Origin of the sequence: Streptomyces sp. NPDC001787 (assembly GCF_040297465.1) — a bacterium.
GTDB lineage: Bacteria > Actinomycetota > Actinomycetes > Streptomycetales > Streptomycetaceae > Streptomyces.
Genome location: NZ_JBEOZE010000009.1, coordinates 35,638 through 57,508, shown reverse-complemented (window position 1 = coordinate 57,508; position 21,871 = coordinate 35,638). Strand labels below are relative to the sequence as shown.

Annotated in this window: 19 protein-coding genes and 2 tRNA genes; 17 read left to right on the top strand and 4 right to left on the bottom strand. The window is 72.1% G+C overall.

The window, feature by feature from the left end:
• The first annotated feature begins 28 nt into the window (after window positions 1-28).
• Window positions 29-754, top strand: a complete 726-nt coding sequence (locus ABT170_RS15170) for a hypothetical protein (protein ID WP_351867561.1) — start codon at window positions 29-31, stop codon at window positions 752-754.
• Window positions 755-774: 20 nt separating this feature from the next.
• Window positions 775-1,986: a lytic transglycosylase domain-containing protein gene (locus ABT170_RS15165; RefSeq protein WP_351867558.1), complete on the top strand. Its 1,212-nt coding sequence runs from the start codon at window positions 775-777 to the stop codon at window positions 1,984-1,986.
• Here ABT170_RS15165 and ABT170_RS15160 read toward each other — a convergent pair.
• Window positions 1,975-3,036 (bottom strand): ATP-dependent DNA ligase, encoded by a 1,062-nt coding sequence (locus ABT170_RS15160; protein WP_351867555.1) that lies wholly within the window; start codon window positions 3,034-3,036, stop codon window positions 1,975-1,977. The two genes, ABT170_RS15165 and ABT170_RS15160, sit on opposite strands and share 12 nt — an antisense overlap.
• 76 nt (window positions 3,037-3,112) lie before the next feature.
• Here ABT170_RS15160 and ligD point away from each other — a divergent pair, with 76 nt between their 5' ends.
• Both ligD and ABT170_RS15150 read left to right on the top strand, forming a co-directional pair.
• Entirely contained in the window at window positions 3,113-4,174 is a 1,062-nt protein-coding gene (gene ligD, locus ABT170_RS15155; RefSeq protein WP_329946738.1) for a non-homologous end-joining DNA ligase, read from the top strand.
• Window positions 4,171-5,238 (top strand): ABC-2 transporter permease, encoded by a 1,068-nt coding sequence (locus ABT170_RS15150; RefSeq protein WP_351867552.1) that lies wholly within the window; start codon window positions 4,171-4,173, stop codon window positions 5,236-5,238. Before ligD ends, ABT170_RS15150 begins: the two co-directional genes overlap by 4 nt.
• 12 nt (window positions 5,239-5,250) lie before the next feature.
• Here the strand turns inward: ABT170_RS15150 and ABT170_RS15145 are convergent, their stop codons facing one another.
• Together ABT170_RS15145 and ABT170_RS15140 are read right to left on the bottom strand one after the other, a co-directional pair.
• Entirely contained in the window at window positions 5,251-7,488 is a 2,238-nt protein-coding gene (locus tag ABT170_RS15145; protein ID WP_329946740.1) for an OmpL47-type beta-barrel domain-containing protein, read from the bottom strand.
• Window positions 7,485-9,977, bottom strand: coding sequence for a ThuA domain-containing protein (locus tag ABT170_RS15140; RefSeq protein WP_351867549.1), 2,493 nt, complete (start codon window positions 9,975-9,977; stop codon window positions 7,485-7,487). Before ABT170_RS15140 ends, ABT170_RS15145 begins: the two co-directional genes overlap by 4 nt.
• 230 nt (window positions 9,978-10,207) lie before the next feature.
• On the opposite strand from ABT170_RS15140, the gene ABT170_RS15135 reads away from it, so the two are divergent.
• Window positions 10,208-11,233 (top strand): multicopper oxidase domain-containing protein, encoded by a 1,026-nt coding sequence (locus ABT170_RS15135; RefSeq protein ID WP_351867546.1) that lies wholly within the window; start codon window positions 10,208-10,210, stop codon window positions 11,231-11,233.
• 13 nt (window positions 11,234-11,246) lie between these two features.
• Here ABT170_RS15135 and ABT170_RS15130 read toward each other — a convergent pair whose 3' ends face one another.
• A complete protein-coding gene (locus tag ABT170_RS15130; protein WP_329946743.1) occupies window positions 11,247-12,029 on the bottom strand; it encodes an IclR family transcriptional regulator in 783 nt (260 codons plus the stop codon).
• A gap of 189 nt (window positions 12,030-12,218) precedes the next feature.
• Here ABT170_RS15130 and ABT170_RS15125 point away from each other — a divergent pair, with 189 nt between their 5' ends.
• The 12 genes from ABT170_RS15125 (at window position 12,219) to ABT170_RS15070 (ending at window position 21,782) form a co-directional block, all read left to right on the top strand.
• The gene (locus tag ABT170_RS15125) at window positions 12,219-12,329 is read left to right on the top strand and encodes a putative leader peptide (RefSeq protein ID WP_329946744.1); all 111 of its coding nucleotides are present in this window, start codon (window positions 12,219-12,221) and stop codon (window positions 12,327-12,329) included.
• A 391-nt stretch (window positions 12,330-12,720) separates the two neighbouring features.
• Window positions 12,721-13,824 (top strand): ABC transporter substrate-binding protein, encoded by a 1,104-nt coding sequence (locus tag ABT170_RS15120; RefSeq protein WP_351867541.1) that lies wholly within the window; start codon window positions 12,721-12,723, stop codon window positions 13,822-13,824.
• Window positions 13,821-14,840, top strand: a complete 1,020-nt coding sequence (locus tag ABT170_RS15115) for an NrtA/SsuA/CpmA family ABC transporter substrate-binding protein (RefSeq protein WP_329946746.1) — start codon at window positions 13,821-13,823, stop codon at window positions 14,838-14,840. The genes ABT170_RS15120 and ABT170_RS15115 overlap by 4 nt, the downstream gene beginning before the upstream one ends.
• A complete protein-coding gene (locus ABT170_RS15110) occupies window positions 14,837-15,664 on the top strand; it encodes an ABC transporter permease (protein ID WP_329946747.1) in 828 nt (275 codons plus the stop codon). Before ABT170_RS15115 ends, ABT170_RS15110 begins: the two co-directional genes overlap by 4 nt.
• Window positions 15,661-16,455, top strand: coding sequence for an ABC transporter ATP-binding protein (locus tag ABT170_RS15105; RefSeq protein WP_351867537.1), 795 nt, complete (start codon window positions 15,661-15,663; stop codon window positions 16,453-16,455). The genes ABT170_RS15110 and ABT170_RS15105 overlap by 4 nt, the downstream gene beginning before the upstream one ends.
• The gene (locus ABT170_RS15100) at window positions 16,456-17,349 is read left to right on the top strand and encodes an ABC transporter substrate-binding protein (protein ID WP_351867535.1); all 894 of its coding nucleotides are present in this window, start codon (window positions 16,456-16,458) and stop codon (window positions 17,347-17,349) included.
• Between the two features lie 5 nt (window positions 17,350-17,354).
• A complete protein-coding gene (locus tag ABT170_RS15095) occupies window positions 17,355-18,428 on the top strand; it encodes an LLM class flavin-dependent oxidoreductase (RefSeq protein ID WP_351867532.1) in 1,074 nt (357 codons plus the stop codon).
• 439 nt (window positions 18,429-18,867) lie between these two features.
• Window positions 18,868-19,668: a VOC family protein gene (locus ABT170_RS15090; protein WP_351867530.1), complete on the top strand. Its 801-nt coding sequence runs from the start codon at window positions 18,868-18,870 to the stop codon at window positions 19,666-19,668.
• A 129-nt stretch (window positions 19,669-19,797) separates the two neighbouring features.
• The gene (locus ABT170_RS15085) at window positions 19,798-20,052 is read left to right on the top strand and encodes a WhiB family transcriptional regulator (protein ID WP_329946752.1); all 255 of its coding nucleotides are present in this window, start codon (window positions 19,798-19,800) and stop codon (window positions 20,050-20,052) included.
• Between the two features lie 99 nt (window positions 20,053-20,151).
• Window positions 20,152-20,223: transfer RNA gene (locus ABT170_RS15080), tRNA-Trp, on the top strand.
• An 18-nt stretch (window positions 20,224-20,241) separates the two neighbouring features.
• Window positions 20,242-20,314 (top strand) — tRNA-Ala (locus ABT170_RS15075).
• Window positions 20,315-20,330: 16 nt separating this feature from the next.
• Window positions 20,331-21,782, top strand: coding sequence for an SDR family oxidoreductase (locus ABT170_RS15070; RefSeq protein ID WP_351867527.1), 1,452 nt, complete (start codon window positions 20,331-20,333; stop codon window positions 21,780-21,782).
• The last annotated feature ends 89 nt before the right edge of the window (window positions 21,783-21,871 follow it).

Here is a 21,871-nt window from a genome sequence, read left to right as displayed (position 1 = left end):
CCCGACCGCCCCCGAGAGGATCCCGGACATGTCGACGACCCGTCACCTCGTCAACCGTCAGCGCCGGCTGGCCACCGCCGCCGCGGAACGCACCACCACCACCACCACCACCGCCACCGCCACCGAGTCCGTCACCCCCACGCCGCCGGAAGCGGACGCGGCGGCCGGAGCGCCGCCGGAGGAGGCCGGGACGGAGCCCGCGGCCGAGCCGGAGAGCCGGCCGAAGCGCCGGCCACCGCGCCTGCGGATCCGGCTGCCCGCCATCCTGTGCGCGGCGACCGTGCTCCTCGGCGCCTTCGCCGCCTGGGCGTTCACCTCCGCCGGGAGCCTGCGCGGGGAGCCGTCCCGGCAGAACACCGCGCTCACCGACATCGGCCGCACCAGCGAGGTGAAGGGCCAGATCACCGAGGCGGTCGGCGCCGTGTTCTCGTACGACTACGCCTCGCCCGCCAAGGCCGACCGCGCCGCGCGGACCTACCTCGTCGGCAAGGCGGTGGGGCAGCACGAGAACATGCTCGCCGAGGTACGGGCGCAGGCGCCCAAGCAGAAGCTCGTCCTCACCACGACGGTCACCGAGAGCGGGGTGGAGGTCCTCGACGGCGACCGGGCCCGGCTGCTGATCTTCGCCGACCAGAGCAACACCCGTACCGGCAAGGCCGAGGAGACCACGTACGCGGCGGCCATGTTCGCCGTGGACGCCGTCCGGCGGGGCGACACCTGGCGGATCGCCGCCATCGACACCTTCACGCAGTGACCCGGGGGAGGGGAGCACATATGAGGTTCCACGGCACCGTACGCCGCGGACTCACCACGACGGCCACGGCCGTCGCCGCGATGGCCGCGCTCACCGCGTCCCAGGCGCCGGGATTCGCCGGCCCGGCGCAGCCCGCCGAGAAGACCGCCGCCGCGGACGACGTGGTGTGGACCCAGGTGCCCAACGACGACTCGTACCACACCGAACTGCCGCCGCTGAAGACCCCGAAGCCGCCGGAGCCGGGGGCGCGGCGGAGTCTGGCGGTCACCACCTCATGGGCCGAGGCCGGTATCCCGGCCACCGTGCTGGCGGCCTACCGCAGGGCCGAGAGCGCCCTCGGCCGGAGCGACGCGGGCTGCGGACTGCCGTGGCAGCTGCTCGCGGCGATCGGCAAGGTCGAGTCGGGCCAGGCCCGCGGTGGCCGCGTCGACGCCCACGGCACCACGCTCACCCCGATCCTGGGCCCCGTGCTCGACGGGGCGGGCTTCGCCATGATCCGGGACACCGACGACGGGGCGTACGACGGCGACACCACCTACGACCGGGCGGTCGGCCCGATGCAGTTCATCCCCTCCACCTGGGCGCACTGGGGCAAGGACGGCAACGGCGACGGCCGGAAGGACCCCAACAACATCTTCGACGCGGCTCTCGCGGCCGGGCACTACCTCTGCGCCGGGACCCGTGATCTGTCCGTCCGTGCCGATCTGGACCGGGCGATCCTCAGCTACAACCACTCGGACACCTATCTGCGCACCGTGCTGTCGTGGCTGGAGTTCTACCGCGAGGGAACGCACCCGGTGGCCGACGGCAGGGGCGTGATCCCCAAGAGCCCCGGGGCGGGCGGACCGGCCGGGCCCAAGGCCCCCGTCGGCGGCCCCGGCAGTCCGGGCAACGGCGGCGGCATCGTCATCGGACCCCAGCCCACCCGCACCCCCGGCCCCTCCGCCTCGCCCCGCCCCACGGACACCGCCTCACCGGGCCCGAGCCCCGATCCGACCGGGACGGGCCCCACGGACCCCGGGCCCAGCCCCCACCCGAGCGGGACCGGTCCCACGGACCCCGGGCCCAGCCCCGATCCGACCGGCACGCCCACCGACCCCGGACCCACGGACCCCGGCTGCCCCACCGGCTCCCCGTCACCCGACCCGTCCGACCCCACGCCGGCTCCGGACCCCAGCGACACCGACGACCCCTGCGCCACGCCGACGGGCGAGCCGGAGTCAGCCGCCTGACAGCACCTCGGCCAGGTCGTACCGCACCACTTCCTCCAGCTGCCCGTAGGTGCAGCCGGAGGGGGTGCGGTCCGGACGCCAGCGCCGGAACTGCGTGGTGTGCCGGAACCGGTCGCCCTCCATGTGGTCGTACGCCACCTCGCAGACCCGTTCCGGGCGCAGCGGCACCCAGGACTGGTCCTTCTTGCCCGACCACCGGTTCTGCGTCCCGGGCAGCCGTGCGCCCTCGTGTGCCGCCGGGTCCGCCCAGGCGGCCCAGGGATGGTCGGCGAAGACGGTGCGCAGCGGTTCCAGTTCCTCGGCCAGCTCCGCGCGCCGTTTCATCGGGAACGCCGCGCAGACCCCGACGTGCTGGAGGAAGCCCTCGGAGTCGTACAGGCCGAGCAGCAGCGAGCCGACGACCGGGCCGCTCCTGTGCGTCCGGTACCCCGCGACCACACAGTCCGCCGTCCGCTCATGCTTGATCTTGAACATCACCCGGGTGTCCGGCCGGTAGGGCAGATCGAGCGGCTTGGCCACGACACCGTCGAGCCCGGCGCCCTCGTACCGCTCGAACCACTGCCGGGCGACATCGGGGTCGGTGGTCGCCGGGGCGAGGTGCACGGGCGGCGCGGCATCGGCCAGCGCCGCCTCCAGCACGGACCGGCGATCCGCCTGGGAGGTGCTGAGCAGCGAGTCGTCGTTCACCGCGAGGATGTCGAAGGCGATCAGGCTGGCCGGGGTCTGCTCGGCCAGCAGCCGTACCCGTGAATCCGCCGGATGGATGCGCTCGCTCAGCCGGTCGAAGTCCAGGCGCCCCTCATGGGCGACGACGATCTCCCCGTCGATGACACAACGGGGCGGCAGACTGTCGCGGAACGCCGTGACCAGCTCGGGGAAGTAGCGGGTGAGCGGTTTGCCGGTGCGGCTGCCGATCACCACCTCCTCGCCGTCCCGGTGCACGATCGCGCGGTAGCCGTCCCACTTCGCCTCGTACTGCATGCCCGGCGGGATCGTGGACACGGACTTGGCGAGCATCGGCTTCACGGGCGGCATCACCGGCAGGTCCATGGCCCGATTGTTGCCCACGCACCGTCCCCCGTCTCCCGATATGCGGCATATGTGCGACCGGCCTACGGTGGCCGTCATGGGAGCAGCGGTGGAACTGGACGCAGACGGACGAGCCGTACGGCTGTCCAACCCGGACAAGGTGTACTTCCCCGCGAAGGGCTACACCAAGAGGGACGTGGCCGAGTACTTCCTCTCCGTGGGGTCCGGCATCACCCGCGCCCTGCGCGACCGGCCGACCACGCTCCAGCGCTTCGTGGACGGTGTCGAGGGGGACTTCTTCTACCAGAAGCGCGCGCCGAAGAACCTCCCCGACTGGATTCCGACGGCCAGGATCGCCTTCCCCAGCGGGCGCCCCGCCGACGAGATCAGCCCGGCCGGACTCGCCGCCGTGATCTGGGCGGCCAACCTCGGCACCCTCACCTTCCACCCCTGGCCGGTACGGAGCGCCGACACCGACCATCCCGACGAACTGCGCATCGACCTCGACCCGCAGCCCGGCACCGACTACGCCGACGCCGTCACCGCCGCCCATGAACTGCGCTCCGTCCTCGACGACCACGGGCTGCGCGGCTGGCCCAAGACCTCCGGAGGCCGCGGCATCCATGTGTTCGTGCCCATCGCGCCCGAGTGGAGCTTCACCGAGGTGCGGCGCGCGACCATCGCCGCCGGACGCGAACTGGAACGGCGTATGCCGGAGCGGGTGACCACCGCCTGGTGGAAGGAGGAGCGCGGCGAGCGGATCTTCGTCGACTTCAACCAGACGGCCCGCGACCGCACCATCGCCTCCGCCTACTCCGTACGGCCCTTCCCGCACGCCCCGGTCTCCGCCCCGTTGCGCTGGGAGGAGATCGACGCGGCCGAGCCCCGGGACTTCGACATCAGGACGCTGCCGGTGCGGTACGCCGAACTCGGCGACGTACACGCCGACATGGACGAGCACGCGTTCCGGCTGGAGGCGCTGCTGGAGCTCGCGGAGCGGGACGAGAAGGAGCGCGGGCTGGGCGATATGCCCTATCCGCCGGAGTACCCGAAGATGCCCGGCGAACCGAAGCGCGTGCAGCCCAGCCGCGCCCGGCACGGGGACGGCGAGGGCGGCGCCCACGGGGACGGCGGCGAGGGCGACGGCGACGGGGCATGAGCGGTACGGGAACGGCGCACGGCGCCCACGGACGCCCGCCGACCCGCCGGGACATGGGGGAGTGGTTCAGGAAGTCGCCGTATCTGCCCGCGACCGTGCTGCTGTTCATCATCGCGGCCGCGGCCGGCCTCTTCGCGGGCTCGTACACCTACGCCATGGCCAACCCCACTCCGCACCGGATCCCGGGGGCTCTGGTCGGTGAGGCCCGGGAGCCGGGGACCGGGGTGTTCGTCGCCGGGATGGAGAAGGCCCTCGACGGCTCGCTCGATCTGCGCTCCTACCCCACCCCGGCGCTGGCCAGGGAGGCGCTGGAGGATCAGAAGGTGTTCACGATCGTGCGGCCCCAGGGGCGTGGGGTGGCGCTCGACGTGGCCGCGGCGTCCGGCGCCTCGGTGGCCCAGCTGCTCACCGAGTCAGGGCTGAAGGTCGGCGACGCCGTCGGGGTGCCGGTCACGGTCAGGGATGTCAAACCGCTCCAGAAGGGCGACCCGCGCGGACTCGCCCTGTTCTACATCACGCTCGCCGCCGTCATCATCGGCTTCGTCGGATCGATCCAGATGAGCGTGAACGCGCAGGGCCTGCGTCCGCCGGAGCGGATCGCGTTCACCGTCGCCTACGCCGTGCTCGGCGGCTTCGCCATCGCCGCCGTCGTGGACTGGCTGCTCGGCGCGGTGGATCTGCCCTTCGTCCACTCGTGGCTGATCCTGTCGTTCACGATGTTCACCTCGGGCATGGTCTTCGCGATGTTCAGAGCCCTCATGGGGCGCTGGGCGATGATTCCGACCTGGGGCCTCATGGTGCTGCTGGGCAACCCGTCCTCCGGCGGCGCGGTGTCCTGGCCGCTGCTGCCGTCGCCGCTGGGCCACATCGGCCGCTGGCTGCCGCCGGGTGCCTCGGTCAACGCCCAGCACACCGCGGTCTATTACCAGGGGCACGAGTTCCTCTTCCCGTATCTGGTGCTCGGGGCCTGGGCACTGGTGTCCTGCGCGGTGTTCTGGGTGTGGCGGGACCGGCACCCCCAGGGCCGCGGCCACACGCCGGAGCATGCGGCCGCGACCGGCTGAGGCGCCGCGGGTCTACAGCTCCTTGACCCGGATGTCGCGGTAGGAGATGACGTCCGAGGTGCCATGGACCTGGAGTCCGATGTAGCCGGCGGCGAACCGCCGTCCGTCCGTGCCCGGGTCGTCGCCCCGCGGCGGCTCGAAGAGCTGTCCGCCGTTGTTGTCGAACTCGTTCAGCAGGACACCGTTGCGGTGGATGGAGTAGTGCTGGCCGACCACCCGGATCTCGTAGTCGTTCCAGGTGCCCTTGGGCGTGACGCCGGCGCCGCCGAGCCCCACCCGGTCGAAGCCGTAGACCGAGCCCGTCTTGTACATGTCGCCGTCCGGCCGGTCGTTGATCTGGATCTCATGGCCGTACTTGATGGCCACCCACTCCGGACGTGACTCCTCCGGGTTGTCGTGGACGTTCGGGAAGCGGACGAACACCCCGCCGTTGGCGTTGCCCGCGGCGGGCGCGTCGTCGCGCCACTGGAGCTTCAGCGAGAAGTCCCCGTAGCTCCGCGCCGGGAACCACAGCATGCCCATGCCGTCCACGGTCGTGGAGCTGGTGATCGAGCCCTCCTCCTCGTTCAGCCCGAACTTCCCGCCGCCCACGTGCTGCCACTTGGCGAGGGACGCGGCGGTGCCGTCGAAGAGCTTGGTGTAGCCCTCGACCTGCCCCGGCTTCCCGATGCCGGACTCCTTGGCCGCCCGGTAGATCTTCCTGTGCTCGCGGGTGTCGATCACCCCGTCGGTCAGGAGTCTGTCGAGGACCTTGTCCACGTGCTTGAGGAACAGGGCGTGCGAGGACCAGTCCTTCTCGTCCTCGATCAGCTCGTTGACCGTGCAGCGGTTGCGGGTGATCCGGTTGGGGACGCCGGTGTCGACGGTGCCGACGATGACGGTGAGCCGCTCGTCGAACTCCGGGCAGTTCGGCGAGGGGACCCCGCCGCTCTGTGCCACGGTGAACGACATCCGCTCCGCCTCGGACGTGTTGCCCGCCTTGTCCGTGGCCCGGTGGGCGAACGTGTGGTACCCGACCCGGTCGACGATCACGGCGGCGGTGTAGGCGAGATACGGTCCGCCGTCCAGGGAGTACTCGACCTTGTCCACGCCCGAGTCGTCGTCGGTCGCGGTGACGGTGGCCCTGGCGCTGGTGATGAACGCGCCGTCCGAGTTCTTGTCGCCCTCCACCGTCAGCGAGGTCTTCGGCGCGGTCGTGTCCTGGGAGGGGGGCTCGACGACCGTGAAGTCGACGGCCTTCTCCGCCGCCGTGTTGCCCGACCTGTCGGTGGCCCGGTAGCGGACCGTGTGCGTGCCCACCTCGTGCACCATCACGGGGGCGGTGTACGCCTGCCAGGAACCGTCCGCGCCCAGGGCGTACTCGATGGTGTTGACGCCGGAACCGGTGTCGGACGCGGTCACGGTGACCGTGGCCATGCCCAGGTACGCGCCCTGGCCGTCCTTCTCGCCCGACACGGTCGCCGAGGTCTCCGGCGGTGTCGTGTCGTCGGTCGGCGGCGCGGCCACGGCGAAGTCGACGGCCTTCTCCGCCGCCGTGTTGCCCGACTTGTCGGTGGCCCGGTAGCGGACCGTGTGCGACCCGACCCCGTCGACCACGACGGGCGCGGTGTACGGCTGCCAGGCGCCGTCCGCCTCCAGGGCGTACTCGACCTTGTCGACGCCGGAGCCCTCGTCGGCCGCCGCCACGGTGACGGTGGCCTGGCCGATGTACGCGCCGTCGGCGTTCTTGTCGCCGTCCACCTTCGCGGAGGTCTCCGGGGCGGTGGTGTCCTCACCGCCACCGCCGTCCGTCACCGTGAGGATGCCCTGCATCGACCCGTGGCCCGGAATGGTGCAGTGGTAGAAGTACCGGCCGGGGGTGAGGGTGACCTCGACGCTGTGCCTGCCGCCCTCGCTGTCGCTCGGGTTGGCCAGGATGTTCAGCTGGACGTCGTTGTTGAACTCCGGGTCCGAGACGCTGAACGTCAGCGTGTGCGGCATCCCGGTCGTGTTCCCGGTCGCCGTGCTGTTCTCGAAGACGATGGTCGCCCTGCCGGCCACCGCGGTCTTCGGGGCCGACAGATAGTGGTCGATGGGGTCGCCGGCGGTCCAGGTGAGGACCTGGTCGGCCGCCGCCGGGGCCCGGTCGTCGCCCCGGCCGTACGCGGCCGTCGAACTCAGCCCGAGGACCATCAGGAACGATCCCAGCAGGGCGAGCCACAGCCGGGCGGGCCGGTATCGCCGTCGTGCGAGGAGCGAGGGGTGTCTCACTGCGCTGCCGCCTTCCTGGCCAGGTCGGCGGCGGCCGGGGTCGGACCGCCGCCCTTGTACGTCACACGCCACAGCGCGGACTTGGAGTCGGAGGTGAAGAAGCCGCGCCCGTAGTCCAGGACGTACAGCGAACCGTCCGGAGCGAACTTCCAGTCCATCAGGTTCCGGATGCCCTCCGCCCCGACCGGGATGATCTTCTTCAGGGACTCGGCGTGCGTGGGCAGACCGCCCTTGCCGGCCGTCCTCGGGTCGGTGAGCACGGCGTGCCGCGGCTGGTCGGCGTCGTAGAAGTCACCGACGAACCACTTGCCGTCCCAGTAGGCGGGCCACTTGTCGGCGCTCGTGCTCGCCGCGTCGTACCGGTAGACCGGGCCGTTCATCGTGGCCTGGCCGCCGCCCTTGAGCCAGGGCAGGAGCAGCTTCTGCTCCTCGGCCCGGTAGCTCGGGACGCCGTCGGCGTCGCGCGGGTAGTCCACGCCGCCTCCCTGGGGCGAGTACCAGATGGTGTTGGAGGTGACCGGCGGCAGATTGACCAGACCGTCGTTGTTCGGCGACTCGTTCTTCGGGGCGTCGCAGTCGTACCAGCCCAGCGGCTTGCCCGGGTCGGGCAGATTACGGTCCCGGTAGGGCTGCTTGTTGCCCATGCAGTACGGCCAGCCGTGGTTGCCCGGCTTGGTGATCGCGGCGAACGTGTCGTACTTGGCGGGTCCCCAGGTGGTGCTCGGTTCCCCCGCGTCCGGGCCGACCCAGCCCGCGTACAGCGTGTCGGTCGACTTGTCGATGGAGATCCTGGCCGGGTTGCGCACGCCCATCACATAGATCTCGCCGCGCGTCTTGCCGCCGCCCTCGTCCGGCTCCTTGCCGGTGAAGAGATTGCCCTCGGGCAGGGTGTACGTGCCGTCGTCCTCGGGGTGGATCCGCAGGATCTTCCCGTTGAGGTTGTTGGTGTTGCCCGCGGTGCGGCGGGCATCGGCGAAGGACACGCCCTTGTAGTTCGGCTGGGGGTTGTTGCCCGAGTAACCGTCGCTGAAGCCGGAGGAGTTGTTGTCGCCGGTCGCGATGTAGAGGTTGTCCCGGGAGTCCCAGGCCATACCGCCGCCCGCGTGGCAGCAGCTGTGGATCTGGACCGGCCAGCTCAGCAGCACCTTCTCGGAGGCGAGGTCCAGCTTGTCCGTGGCCGGGTCGAAGGTGAAGCGGGAGACCTGGCGCACCGCCATCTGCTTGTCGCGGTCGATCTTCGCGTGCGGCGTGTAGTGCAGATACACCCAGCCGTTGGACGCGAAGTCCGGGTCCAGCTCGATGCCGAGCAGCCCCTCCTCGACCTTGACCAGCTCGTCGCCGCCGCCCTTGTTCCCGAACACGGTCAGCGCGCCGGCGAGCGTGACCTTCCCGGTCTTCGGGTCGTAGACATGGATCTCGCCCAGACCCTTGCCGACGTCCGGGTCCTTCCAGTCGATGACGACCGGCCGGCTGCTGTCGGCGCCGCCGCGTCCGATGTAGAAGACCCGCCCGTCGGCGGCGGTGACCAGTCCGTGCGGCTCACCGATCTGGTCGTTCCGGCCCGGCTGGTTGGGCTGGGTGAGGCGCTCCGCCCTGTAGTTGCTGTTGATCGTGGCGGTGCAGTCGGCCCGGGAGAGCCGGGACGTCCAGGCCAGCGCGCCCCGCAGATGGTCGCGGAAGTCCGTCTCGGCGAAGCTGTCGGCGGTGCCGCCCATCGCGGTGTAGAAGGACCGGCCGCCGTCGTAGTCGCGGCACCAGGAGACCGGGTGGTCCCAGCCGTTGGCGCTCGCGCCGGGCTTGTAGGTGAGCTCGCGGACCCGGGCCACGGTGTGCACATCGCCGGACGGGTTCTTCGTCCAGTTCAGCCACTTGTCGGGACGCTTCCACTCCAGCGGCAGACCCTTGGTCGCCGGATGGATCCGGTCCCCGATCTCCACCGTCGCCCGCTGCACGTCGGTGGGGCTGTTCGCGGCCGGCCGGGCCCCGACCAGACCGGTGAACCAGTCCGAGTACGGTTCGGTACGGGCCGCGTCATGGATGCCGAGGAACCCCCCGCCCGCCTCCATGTACGCCTCTAGACCGGCCTCCTGTTCCGGGTCGAGGACATCGCCCCCGCCGGTGAGGAAGACGACCGCGTTGAAGGTGCCGAGCCGCTTGGCGTTGGTGAACACCCCGGCGTCGTCCGTGGCGACGGTCCTGAAGCGTCCGGCCTCCGGACCGCTCAGCCCGATCTTCTCGATCGCCGCGATGCCGGCGTCCACGGTCGGCGACTCGTCGCCCGCCGACGCGTGGAACACCAGCACCTTGACGTTGGCCCCGCCAGGTGGTGACGGGAGGGACAACGTTGTCGGCAGCCTGTCCGCCGGCTCCGGATTCGGACTGGCGCCGGCGGCGTTGCCGCCCAGCAGGGACGCGGTCAGTGCGCCGGTCGCCAGGACCGCCGCGAAACCGCGTCGCGATCTGGACCGGTGGTGCGGTGTGCGCTGCATGTGGTCACCCACCCTCTTGGTCACTGCAACTTTTCGGTCACTGCAACAGCGCATGAAGCTAGACCTCTTTTCGTGGTACGCCAATAGCTATGGCGGCATTCGCACTAACTTTGTCCTGGGTGTGGATAAACGATGATCCCCCGGCTACGGTATGGGCCGTCCCGGGGGTCTCCCGTGCCCCACAGGGCTCTGGGCCTCAGCAATTTCCTTCACGCATTGGGGAGTTCGGCATGGATCGAAGGACCTTCAGCCGGCGGATGCTGGTGGGTGGCGCGGCGGCGGCGACCGGGGTGACATCGTTGTCGCTGGGCGCCGTCGAGGCGTCCTCGGCCGAGAACCCGCCGAGGACGGCCCCGGCCGGGGGTGTGGTGCGCCGGCTGAAGATGTACGCCGAGAAGCTGGCGGACGGCTCCCTCGGCTACGGCCTTGAGAAGGGGAAGGCGACGGTCCCCGGGCCGCTCATCGAGATCAACGAGGGCGACACCCTGCACATCGAGTTCGAGAACACCACGGACGTCGACGCCAGTCTCCATGTCCACGGCGTCGACTACGACATCGCGAGCGACGGCACCCGGATGAACAAGAGCCATGTCGAGCCGGGCGGAACCCGCACCTACACCTGGCGCACCCACGCCCCGGGCCGCCGCAAGGACGGCACCTGGCGGCCGGGCAGCGCCGGCTACTGGCACTACCACGACCATGTCGTGGGCACGGACCACGGCACGGGCGGCATCCGCAAGGGGCTGTACGGGCCGCTGGTCGTGCGGCGGCAGGGCGACATCCTGCCGGACAGGACGATCACGATCGTCTTCAACGACATGACGATCAACAACAAGGCCGCCCACGAGAGCCCGAACTTCGAGGCCACGGTGGGGGACCGGGTCGAGATCGTGATGATCACGCACGGCGAGTACTACCACACCTTCCACATCCACGGTCATCGCTGGGCGGACAACCGGACCGGGCTGCTCACCGGACCGGACGACCCCAGCCGGGTGGTGGACACGAAGATCTGCGGCCCCGCCGACTCCTTCGGATTCCAGATCCTCGCGGGCGAACACGTGGGCGCGGGCGCCTGGATGTACCACTGCCATGTCCAGAGCCACTCCGACATGGGCATGGCCGGACTGCTGCTGGTCGCCAAGCCGGACGGCACGATCCCGGGGTACGAACCGCATCACCGGTCGAGCGCGAGGACCCCCGCCGGCAGGGCCGACGGGACCGGCGGGGCGGACGCGGAGCCGCACCGGCACTGAGCCGGGCGAGGGGTCACTCCCCGGCCGGCCGCCGCTCGGCCGGGGACAGCAGCAGCACCTCCAGGGCGCGCGCACACGACCGGGCCTGGGCCAGCAGCCAGTCGGTCCGCTCCGGGGTGATCACCGCGGGTGTGGCCCGTACGGCCAGGGCGAAGCGCGCGTGCCCCGCACCGTCCAGCACCGGAACCGCCAGCGTCCGTACCCCGTACGCCGACTCGCCGTCGTTGAGCGCGTACTCATCGGCCCGGACGCGAGCCAACTCATCTCGCAGCGCGGCGGGTTCGACGATCGTACGCTCGGTGAAGGCGGGCAGCGGCGGCAGCGAGCCGGGGCCGCCCTCGCCGGGCCGCGCCCACGCCAGCAGCACCTTGCCCAGCGCCGTGGAGTGCAGCGGTCTGCGCAGCCCCACCTTCGGAGCGACCGAACCGCCCGCCACGATCACCGCGTGCGGGCCGCTGCGCAGCGCGAGATCGGCCGTGGCGCCCGTGCGTTCGGCCAGATCGGCCAGTTCGGGGGCGGCCAGATGCAGCCCGCGCTGGTGGTACGAGAGCCGGCCCAGCTCGGTCACCGAGGGGCCGAGCCGGTACCGGGACGTGCGGGGGTCCTGCTCCAGGAATCCCGCGCCCAGCAGCGTACGGGCCAGCCGGTGGGCGGTGGACACCGAGAGCTCCAGGCGGCGGGCCAGATCGGAGGCGCTGAGGTCGGGACCGTTGTCGTGGAAACAGTGCAGGACGTCCAGCGCGCGCCGGACCGCCTGGGCTCCGCCCGGAGCACGTACTGCCGCGGCCTCGGTCATCTCGGTTTCGCCCTCCGCTCGATCCTCGGGTGTTGCTTGCCACATTACGGGAGCTGAGCGGCGGACTGACAGTGGGGCGAAACACTCCGTTCATATGTAATCCCATATCATGGGAAGCGAGTTGTCGGGGCGCTGGCATCCGTGGCAGGCTTCGGCCACCACCACCGACGAGCCGGAAGGAGCAGCGCCATGGCCGGCCGACGCAGAGCGATACCCGCCCCCGCCGCTCCGGTGCCGCTCGCTCTCACACTGCGCCGTCATATCGACCTGGCGCGGGTCTCCAGCGCGGCCTGTCGCTGACCTTCGGGACCCTCCCGGACTCCTCCCGGCCCCGCCCGGGAACCCCCGGCCCCGCCCGGACCCTCCCCGGGAGAGCCGGAGACTCCCGTCCCCGCCCGGATTCCCCCGGACGCGCCGGAACTCCGGGGCTCTCCCGGGACCCCCGGCCGTTCCCGGACGTCCGCCGCGCCCCCGCGACGGCCGTGCTCCCGTCCCGCGGGTGATCCGGCGCCCCGGGTCCCGGTGACCGGCCGCGGAGCCGCGGGTGGTCCGGGCCCGTGCCCGCCGCTCCCGCCGCCTCTTCCTCCCGCGCACCGTTCCTTCCCGCGTCCGCCGCGCGGCGCCCGACCGGTCCGGTCCGGCGCACCCGGCCCCGCCCCGACCTTTTCCGCCGACCCTCAGGGATGACCCCATGACGCATGCCGCCGTCCGGCCCCAGACCCTCTGGTTCACCCGCTGTCCCGTGCCCACCGCCACCGGAATCGCCGCCGATCTGCGCTGGCTCGGCGATGAGTTCGCCCCCGACGGCATCGAGGTGCGCTCCCTCCAGGACGCCTCTCCCGGGGCGGACCGCGCCGCCCACTTCACCCACGAGCACTCCGCGCTGTTCCGCGAGGGCGGCAACGTGCCCGCCCTGTGGGCACGTTCACGGGGCGAGCGGACCCGGCTGATCGGGCTCACCTGGATCGAGGAGCGCCAGAGCGTGCTCGTCGCGCCGGGTTCCGGTATCCGGGGTGCCGAGGCGCTGCGCGGACTGCGGATCGCCGTGCCGAGGCACCGCATCGCCATCGACTTCTGGCGGGCCATGGCGCTTCGGGGCTTCGAGGGCGCGCTCGCCTCCGCCGGACTGGGCCTCGCGGACGCCGTACCCGTGGACATCCCGGCCGACGGGCACGAAGGGCAGTGGGCCGCCGAACTCGCCGCACTGCGGCGCGGGGACGTCGACGCGGTGTACGTGAAAGGCGCACTCGCGGTCGAGGCGGCCCGGCGCTCCGGTGCGGAGGTCGCCGTCGAACTCGACGAACTGCCCGACCGCCGCTTCCGGGTCAACAACGGAACCCCCCGTCCGATCACCGTCCACCAGGACCTCCTGGACGAGCACCCCGGCCTCGTCGACCGCTTCCTCGCCGTCCTGCTCAGGGCGGCCGACTGGGCCACCGGCCGGCCGGACGAGGTCGCCCGGATCCTCGGTGCCGAGACCGGGGCCGGCGCCGACGGTGTCGCGGGCGCCTACCGCCCCGGTACCCACCTCACCCTCCACCCCGATCTCTCACCGCGGCGCCTCGCCCTGCTCTCCCAGCAGGAGACCGCGCTGCACGGCCACGGCTTCCTGCACGGGCGCGTCGACATCGCCGCCTGGGCCGACCCCGGACCGCTCCGCCGCGCCGCCGCCCTCAACAGCGGGCGGCCCGCCCCCACCGGTCCGGACACCGCCCCGGCCAGCACCTCCGGCCCCCGCACCTCCGACCCCCGCACGCCATCCGCATCCCCAGCCCCGAGGACTCCCGCCACATGAACGCGACCCGACCACTGCGCAAGCCCGCACTCCCCGCCCTCCTCACGGCCACCGCTCTTCTCGCGCTGACCGGATGCGGCACGTCCGGCGACGACGGCGCCACCGGCTCCGGTGCGGGCGGCACGGTCACCGTACGCATCCCCGACCCCGGGAACTCCGGAGTCCTCGCCCTCGGCAAGAAGGACGGCAGCCTCGACAAGGCGCTGGGCAAGGTGGGCGCCAAGGTGCGGTGGACCGGCAGCGCCGGTCCCTTCGCCCCGGCCGCCCAGGCGATGAACGCCGACCAGCTCGACATCGCCACCGGCTCCATCACCTCCGGCATCACCTCGCTCGCCCAGCGCCCCGGCTTCAAGTTCTTCACCGCCGTCGCCCCGGACGCGGCGGGCGAGGGCATCCTCGTCCGCGACGGCTCCGGCATCGAGTCCGTCGCCGACCTCGTCGGCCGGAAGGTCGCCGTCAACCAGGGCGGCACCGGCGAGTACCTGCTGCTCAAGGCCCTCGCCGAGGCGGGCATCCCGGCCGACCGGGTGGAGCGCGTCTATCTGCGCCCCGACCAGACCGCCGCCGTCTTCAACGCGGGCAAGGTCGACGCCTGGGCCGTCTGGGCCACCTACGCCGTCGCCGAGATCGGCAGCGGCAAGGCCCACTTCGTCGCCGACGGCACCGCCATCGGCTCCGACAACTACAGCCTGAACGCCGTCCGTACCGACTTCGCCGAACAGCACCCCGAAGTCGTCAAGGCCCTCTACCGGTACCTCCACGAGGCCAGCGCCGAGGAGAAGCGGGACCCGGCCGCCTATCTGAACGTCTTCACCGACGTCGGCCCCACCGCCGTCACCGGCAGGGCCAAGGAGGTCCAGACCGGCTTCACCGCCCAGGGCGGCACCGTCGACCCGATCGGCCCCGAGGACATCACCCGCTTCAAGGACGTCGCCGCCTTCTACGCCGAGCAGAAGGTCACCAGGACCGAGGTCGACGTCGCGGCCCATCTCCTCGACATCGAGAAGCTGACATGAGCGACACCACGACCGCCCCGCTCGTCACCCCGCGCCCACAGGTGCGCCGGCCCCGTGGCCGCGCCCACTCCCTGACCGTCCGCGCGCTGGGCCCCGTGGCCCTGCTCGCCCTGTGGTGGACGGCATCGGCGACCGGAGTCCTGACCGCGGACGTGCTGGCATCGCCCGCCGAGGTCATCCGCGCGGTGGGGGAGCTGTGGGGCAACGGGCAGCTGCCCGACGCGCTCACCACCTCCCTGACCCGCTCGGGTCTGGGCCTGCTCATCGGACTGGCCGCCGGGCTGACCCTCGGCATCACCACCGGATTCACCCGGCTCGGCGACGAACTCCTCGACTCCTCGCTCCAGACCCTGCGCACCATCCCCTTCCTCTCCCTGGTGCCGCTGTTCATGGTCTGGTTCGGCATCAACGAGACCGCCAAGATCCTGCTCATCGCCGTCGCCACCACCTTCCCGATGTACGTCTCGACATCGAGCGGCGTGCGCGACACCGACCCCAAACTCATCGAGGCGATGCGCAGCTTCGGCATGAGCCGCCTCGGCATCGTCCGCGAGGTCGTCCTGCCCGGCGCCCTGCCGTCCCTGCTCGCCGGACTGCGCCTGTCGATGACCCTCAGCGTCATCGCGCTCATCGCCGCCGAGGAGATCAACGCCACCGAGGGAATCGGCTATCTGATGTCCCAGGCCCAGAGTTACGCACGCACCGACATCCTCGCCGTCTGCATCCTCGTCTACGGCCTGCTGGGCCTGAGCGCCGACATCGCCGTACGGCTGCTGGAACGTGTCCTGATGCCGTGGCGCACCCCCCGGGGAGTCTCCCGATGACCGGCCGCGGGACGGCCGCGCCCGCCGTACGCGTACGGGGGCTGCGCCGGGTCTTCGGCGCCCGCGCCGTGCTCGACAGCCTGGAACTGGACATCGCCCGGGGTGAGTTCGTCGCGCTGCTCGGGGCGAGCGGCAGCGGGAAGACCACGCTGCTGCGCATCCTGGGGGCCCTGGACCGCGCGGACGGGGGAGAGGTGCTGGTCCCCGAGGCCCGCACCGTCGTCTTCCAGGAACCCCGCCTCGTACCGTCCAAGAAGGTCCTCGCCAATGTGACCGTAGCCCTGCCGCGCGCTCGCCGTGCCGACGGCCTGCGGGCGCTGGCCGAAGTCGGCCTCGAACGGCACGCCGAGGCCTGGCCCGCCACCCTCTCCGGAGGTGAGGCCCAGCGCGTCGCGCTCGCCCGCGCCCTGGTCCGGGAGCCCGAACTTCTGCTGCTGGACGAGCCGTTCGCCGCCCTGGACGCGCTGACCCGGCTGAAGATGCAGGACCTGGTCGGCGAGCTGTGCCGCAGGCACCGCCCCGCCGTGCTCCTCGTCACCCATGACGTCGACGAGGCGGTGCGGCTGGCCGACCGGGTCGCCGTCCTGCGCGACGGCCGGCTCGTCACGGACGAACCGGTCGCCGTCGACCGGCCCCGCGAACCGGGTGACCCCGCGTTCGTCGCGCTGCGCAGACGCCTGCTCCACGACCTCGGGGTCGAAACGCCCCCGGCCAAGCCCCCCACCCCGCCCTCCGCGCCCGCCGCCGGATCCGCGCCGGCCGTCGAACGTACCGAAATCGGAGTGATCTGAATGACCGTCACCATCGGTGTCCACAGCAGCAACCCGTCCCTCTTCCACCTGTACCACCTCTCCCGGCTGGGCTTCGCCCAGGAGGAGCTGGCCCCGCTCGGTGAGAGCGTCGTCTTCCACCCGTACACCAACGGCGTCCGCACCGGCGAACTCCTCACCCGGGGCGTCATCGACTTCGGCGGCACCGGCTCCACCCCGCCCGTCACCGCCCAGGCGGCGGGCCACGACCTCGTCTACACCGCCGTCTCCGCCCCGCGCCCCGAGCACGGCGCGCTGCTCGTCCCCGAGGACAGCCCGGTCCGTACCGTCGCCGGCCTCAAGGGCGCGGTCGTCCACCTGGCGATCGGCTCCTGGCAGACCCACCTCATCGCCAAGGCGCTGGACGACGCCGGCCTCTCGTACGCCGACGACATCAGCGCCGAACGGAGCTCGGCGGACAGCGAACAGCTCCTTCGCACCGGGGACATCGCCGCCTGGGTCGCCCAGGGCGCCGAGCTCGCCGCCGCGCGCCGCACCGGCGGGCTGCGCACCCTCGTGCGCACCGGCGACGTCATCACCGACCGGTCCGTCTTCTTCACCCGCCGCGACTTCGCGGAGAGCAGGCCCGAGGTCGTCGAGGCGCTCCACCGGGCCCTGCGGCGCGCGGACGACTGGGCCGCCGCCCACCCGCGCCGGGCCGCCGAGATCGCCGCCGCCGACCTGGGCGGCGAGGCCGACGACTGGGAGAGCGCGCTGCGTGCGCTGCCCTGGCGGATCGAGGCGGTGACGGAGGAGTTCCTCGCCGAGCAGCAGGAGGCCGCCGACATCTTCCACCGCACCGGCTTCATCGAGCGGCCCGTGACCGTCGCCACGGCGGTCGCCCGCCCGTCCGGCGCCGCGACGAAGGCGGCCTGAGCACCATGCCGACCGAAGTCCTCTGGTACATCATCCCGCGCGAGGGCGCCTACCCCTGGGAGCCCGCAGGGCGCCGTCCCGTCGACCTCGGCTATCTGAGCCGTCTCGCCGGTACGGTCGAACAGCTCGGCTACAGCGGTGCGCTGCTCGCCACCGACCTGTACGACGTCTGGCCCCTCGGCAGCGCGCTCGCCGCCTCCACCAGCACCCGGTTCAAGCCGCTGCTGGCCGTCCACCCGGGCCTGATCTCACCGACCCTGCTGGCCAAGATGGCGCTGAGCTTCGACACGCTGTTCGGCGGCAGGCTGCGCTTCAACGTGGTCAACGGCTCCACCACGTCCCTCCAGGAGTACGGACTCCATGTGGAGCACGACGAGCGGTACGCACTGAGTGCCGAGTACTGGTCGATCGTGAAGCGGCTGACCGCGGGCGAGGTCTTCGACCACCAGGGGCGCTTCTACGACCTGAAGAACGCGGGCGCCTCCTTCCGCGAGCTGAGGCCCGTCCAGGACCCGCACATCCCGCTCTGGTTCGGCGGCTCCTCCGCGCCCGGCATCGAGATGGCGGCCGAACACGTCGATGTGTTCCTCACCTGGGGCGAACCTCCGCATCTGCTCAAGGAGAAGCTGGACCGGGTACGCGCACGGGCCGCCGCCCACGGCCGCACGCTCCGCATCGGCCTGCGGCTCCACCTCATCGTCCGCGACACCGAGGACGAGGCCTGGGCGGCGGCCGACCGGCTCCTGGACGTCACCAGCGGGGCGACGTACGCACGGCAGCTCGGCGACCGGGCGGAGGAGGACGGCGTCGGCTGGCAGCGCCAGTTCCGCCAGCACGGCGGCAAGGTGCCCGCCAGGGCGCGGGAGCTGGAGGTCCACCCCAACATGTGGCCGGGCATGAGCCTGTTCCGTCCGGGCCCCGGCACCGCGGTGGTCGGGTCGACGGCCCAGGTCGTCGAACGGCTGCGGGAGTTCCAGGACCTGGGCGTCGACACCTTCATCCTCTCGGGAAACCCGCTGCTGGAGGAGGCCTACCGGGTCGCGGAGACGGTGCTCCCGGCCCTCGGCGTGCGCCGCTGAGCCGAAGAGGAAGGCGACGCGCCGCCGCAATGCCTCGGCCGCCCCGGACGGCCGCCCCTACGCTGGCCGGCATGGCGTACACGCGGTCATCACCGGATCGGGGCAGGACGGGCGGGCCGGTCCTGCCCGCCCGGCCCGTCCTGTCCCCCCGGACGGCCTGGGCGGTCGGGGCGCGGTCGTGACACCGGCCCGCGCGGGGGTGCGGGGGCAGCGCTTCACCCCTCCGGCCGAGCGCATCCACGGTCGGCCGGAGGGCGCGGAGCAGTCCTCCGCCCGGGGGCCGGCCCGCCCCGCGCGGCCCGCCCGCCGCCGGGGCCGCGCCGTGCCCCAGGCCCCGCGCGGACTGCGGCTGTCCGTACCCGGTGCCAGACTCGGAGAGTCAGGAGAAGGACCGCGCATCAGGACAAGCGAGACAACGGGACTCGCTGAAGGAGCACACATGCTCAGCCCCAGCTTCGTCGACGGCGCTCCCAACTGGATCGACCTCGGCACGCCCGATCTCGACGGCGCCACCGCCTTCTACCGCGGCCTGTTCGGCTGGGACCTGCTCCCCGGGGGCCCCGAGACGGGCGGTTACGGGATGTACACGCTGGGCGGTCGCACGGCCGCCGGTGTGATGACGGTCCCCGACAGCGAGTCGAAGAGCGCGTGGTCGGTCTACTTCCAGACCTCCGACGCCTCCGCCACGGCCAGGAAGGTCGAGCAGGCGGGCGGTACCGTGCCGTTCGAGCCCATGGACGTCATGGAGTTCGGCCGCATGGCCGGCTTCAACGACAACGCCGGGGCGTACTTCGGTGTCTGGCAGCCGAAGGAGAACCCCGGACTCGGTGTCATCCAGGACCCGGGCTCCTTCCTCTGGGCCGAGCTCTACACCCCGGACGTGCCCGCGGCCGCCGCGTTCTTCCGGAAGGTCTTCGGCTGGCGGACCGAGGAGATGCCGTTCGAGGGCAGCGACTACACGTACACGGTCCTGCGCACCGCCGGCACCGGACCCGACCTGGGCTTCGGCGGTCTCGTCCCCTTCTCGGACGCACCGGCCCAGGCGGCGCTGGGCCCGCACTGGCTGCCGTACTTCACGGTCGACGACGTCGATGCCGCGGTGGCCGAGGCCGCTCGGCTCGGCGGCAGGGAGACCCTGGCGGCCATGGACGTGCCGGAGGTGGGCAGGATGGCGAATCTCGCCGACCCCTACGGTGCGGTCTTCGCGGTGATGAAGCCCGAGCCGGGACAGGCGGGCTGACCAGCCGCGGCACCGGACGCGGGACGGGCGCGCACCGGACGTCCGTCCCGGGCCCGGTCCGCCCACGCCGTCCCCCGGATTGATGAATCGTTGATCGCTCGTTTATCGCGACCGGGCACCGTGAGGCCCATGCTGATCAACACCGTGACCGACGACGCGCTCGCCTGGCAGGAGACCGCGCTGTGCGCGCAGGCCGGGCCCGAGTTCTTCTTCCCGGCCCCGGGCAGCTCGACGCGCGAGGCCAAGCAACTGTGCAACGCCTGCGAGGGGCGGGTGGCGTGCCTGGAGTACGCACTCGCCAACGACGAGCGGTTCGGCGTCTGGGGCGGCCTCTCCGAGAAGGAGCGCGAGCACCTGCGCAGAGTCGAGCGCGACAGGGCCTGACCCGGGCGCCGTACGTACCCCCGCACGTATCCCTGTATGTATCCCTGTACATATTCATGAGGACGCGGCGGTGACTGTTCGTTAGTATCTGCCCTACGCCCGGATGTAGCGCAGAGGCAGGCGCACCGGTCTCCAGAACCGGACACATCGGTTCGAATCCGGTTGTCCGGGCGGACCGGCTCCCCTCGGGGCCCCGTAGCGCAGAGGCAGACGCGTCCGTATGGCATACGGAAGGACGCCGGTTCGAATCCGGCGGGGGTCACGGGGGGAGCAGGACGATGGATCCGCACGCGGCGGCAAGGGACCGTGACCGCACGGACGAGGGCGGCGCTCGCGCGACCGGGCACCGGGACGCGGACGAGGCAGGACACCGTCGTCCGGACACCGGCACGCGGGTCACCGATCAGGAGCTGGCGGACTTCGGCCGGCTCGTCGGCCGGCTCCGCGCGCTTCCCGCCGATGACCCGGTCCGGCTCCGTGCCGAGCAGGTCGCCGCCTCGTTCACCCGCGACGGCCGGGTCAGACGCCGCAAGGCGCTCGGCGACCGGAGCGCCGACGCGGACGCCGCCGTCGTCTCCTCCACCGCCACGGGCGCCCTCGGACGGCGTGAGGACGCGCCCCTGGCCACGCCGCCCGACGACTCCGCTCCGGCAGGAGTGCTGAACCGCTCGCACCGCTGCTACGTCTGCAAGTCGCCCTACCGCCAGGTCGATTCCTTCTACCACCGCCTCTGCCCGGACTGCTCGGCGCGGAACCGGGCCCGCCGGCGGCTCTCCACCGACCTGTCCGGACGCCGGGCCCTGCTCACCGGAGGCCGCGTCAAGATCGGCTTCCAGCTGGCGCTGATGATACTCAGGGACGGTGCCGAACTCCTCGTCACCACCCGCTTCCCGCACGACCTGCTGCGCCGGTTCCGGGCCGTGGACGACAGCCCGGAGTGGTTGGGCCGGCTGACCGTGCTCGCCGTGGACCTCCGCGACCCGCGCCAGGTCCTCGGCCTCTGCGAGCGTCTCAGGGAAGCCGGTGAACCCCTCGACATCCTGGTCAACAACGCGGCGCAGACCGTACGGCGGCCACCCGGGGCCTACGCCCTGCTCACCGCGGGGGAGCGGGGGGAGCTGCCGCCCGGGGTGCTCGGCGCGCCCGGCTACGCGCCGATGTCCGCCGTCGAGGGCCCGTCCGCCCGCGGCGCCCTAGCCCTCCTGCTGCCCGACGCCGACGAGGCGGGGCTGCTGCCGGACACCGCACCCGTCAACTCCTGGTCCGCGCGCCTCGGTTCGCTCGACCCCGCCGAACTCCTGGAGACGCAGCTGGTCAACGCGCTGGCACCCGCGCTGCTCTGCGACCGGCTGCTGCCGCTTCTGCTGGCCGCGCCGGCGCCGCGCCGCTACATCATCAATGTGACGGCGGTGGAAGGGCGGTTCGCGGTCCGCAACAAGACGGGCGGGCATCCGCACACCAACATGGCCAAGGCCGCGCTGAACATGCTCACCCGCACCAGCGCGGCCGAACTCGCCGCGCAGGGCGTGCACATGTGCGCCGTGGACACCGGGTGGATCACGGACGAGAACCCGGCGCCGAAGAAGCGCAGGCTCGCCGCCGGAGGCTTCCGTACCCCGTTGGACATCGTCGACGGAGCGGCCCGCGTCTACGACCCGATCGTGCGGGGCGAGGCCGGATCGCCCCTGTCCGGCGTCTTCCTCAAGGACTACGAGGAGGCGGCGTGGTGACCCCCGGGACCCCGCCCCCAGGGACGGGGCAGCTTCTGGACGCGGAGCGTAAACCTCTGGGGTGATCCTGTCCGGCACGGCAGAATCAC

What these genes read in the sequence shown, in the direction of transcription:
- ABT170_RS15115 (WP_329946746.1), top strand. Translation starts at nt 13,821, where the DNA reads ATGAACGCGACCCGACCACTGCGCAAGCCCGCACTCCCCGCCCTCCTC.
- ABT170_RS15125 (WP_329946744.1), top strand. Translation starts at nt 12,219, where the DNA reads ATGGCCGGCCGACGCAGAGCGATACCCGCCCCCGCCGCTCCGGTGCCG.
- ABT170_RS15100 (WP_351867535.1), top strand. Translation starts at nt 16,456, where the DNA reads ATGACCGTCACCATCGGTGTCCACAGCAGCAACCCGTCCCTCTTCCAC.
- ABT170_RS15130 (WP_329946743.1), bottom strand. Translation starts at nt 12,029, where the DNA reads ATGACCGAGGCCGCGGCAGTACGTGCTCCGGGCGGAGCCCAGGCGGTC.
- ABT170_RS15095 (WP_351867532.1), top strand. Translation starts at nt 17,355, where the DNA reads ATGCCGACCGAAGTCCTCTGGTACATCATCCCGCGCGAGGGCGCCTAC.
- ABT170_RS15150 (WP_351867552.1), top strand. Translation starts at nt 4,171, where the DNA reads ATGAGCGGTACGGGAACGGCGCACGGCGCCCACGGACGCCCGCCGACC.
- ABT170_RS15160 (WP_351867555.1), bottom strand. Translation starts at nt 3,036, where the DNA reads ATGGACCTGCCGGTGATGCCGCCCGTGAAGCCGATGCTCGCCAAGTCC.
- ABT170_RS15105 (WP_351867537.1), top strand. Translation starts at nt 15,661, where the DNA reads ATGACCGGCCGCGGGACGGCCGCGCCCGCCGTACGCGTACGGGGGCTG.
- ABT170_RS15110 (WP_329946747.1), top strand. Translation starts at nt 14,837, where the DNA reads ATGAGCGACACCACGACCGCCCCGCTCGTCACCCCGCGCCCACAGGTG.
- ABT170_RS15085 (WP_329946752.1), top strand. Translation starts at nt 19,798, where the DNA reads ATGCTGATCAACACCGTGACCGACGACGCGCTCGCCTGGCAGGAGACC.
- ABT170_RS15140 (WP_351867549.1), bottom strand. Translation starts at nt 9,977, where the DNA reads ATGCAGCGCACACCGCACCACCGGTCCAGATCGCGACGCGGTTTCGCG.
- ABT170_RS15120 (WP_351867541.1), top strand. Translation starts at nt 12,721, where the DNA reads ATGACGCATGCCGCCGTCCGGCCCCAGACCCTCTGGTTCACCCGCTGT.
- ligD (WP_329946738.1), top strand. Translation starts at nt 3,113, where the DNA reads ATGGGAGCAGCGGTGGAACTGGACGCAGACGGACGAGCCGTACGGCTG.
- ABT170_RS15070 (WP_351867527.1), top strand. Translation starts at nt 20,331, where the DNA reads ATGGATCCGCACGCGGCGGCAAGGGACCGTGACCGCACGGACGAGGGC.
- ABT170_RS15090 (WP_351867530.1), top strand. Translation starts at nt 18,868, where the DNA reads ATGCTCAGCCCCAGCTTCGTCGACGGCGCTCCCAACTGGATCGACCTC.
- ABT170_RS15170 (WP_351867561.1), top strand. Translation starts at nt 29, where the DNA reads ATGTCGACGACCCGTCACCTCGTCAACCGTCAGCGCCGGCTGGCCACC.
- ABT170_RS15165 (WP_351867558.1), top strand. Translation starts at nt 775, where the DNA reads ATGAGGTTCCACGGCACCGTACGCCGCGGACTCACCACGACGGCCACG.
- ABT170_RS15135 (WP_351867546.1), top strand. Translation starts at nt 10,208, where the DNA reads ATGGATCGAAGGACCTTCAGCCGGCGGATGCTGGTGGGTGGCGCGGCG.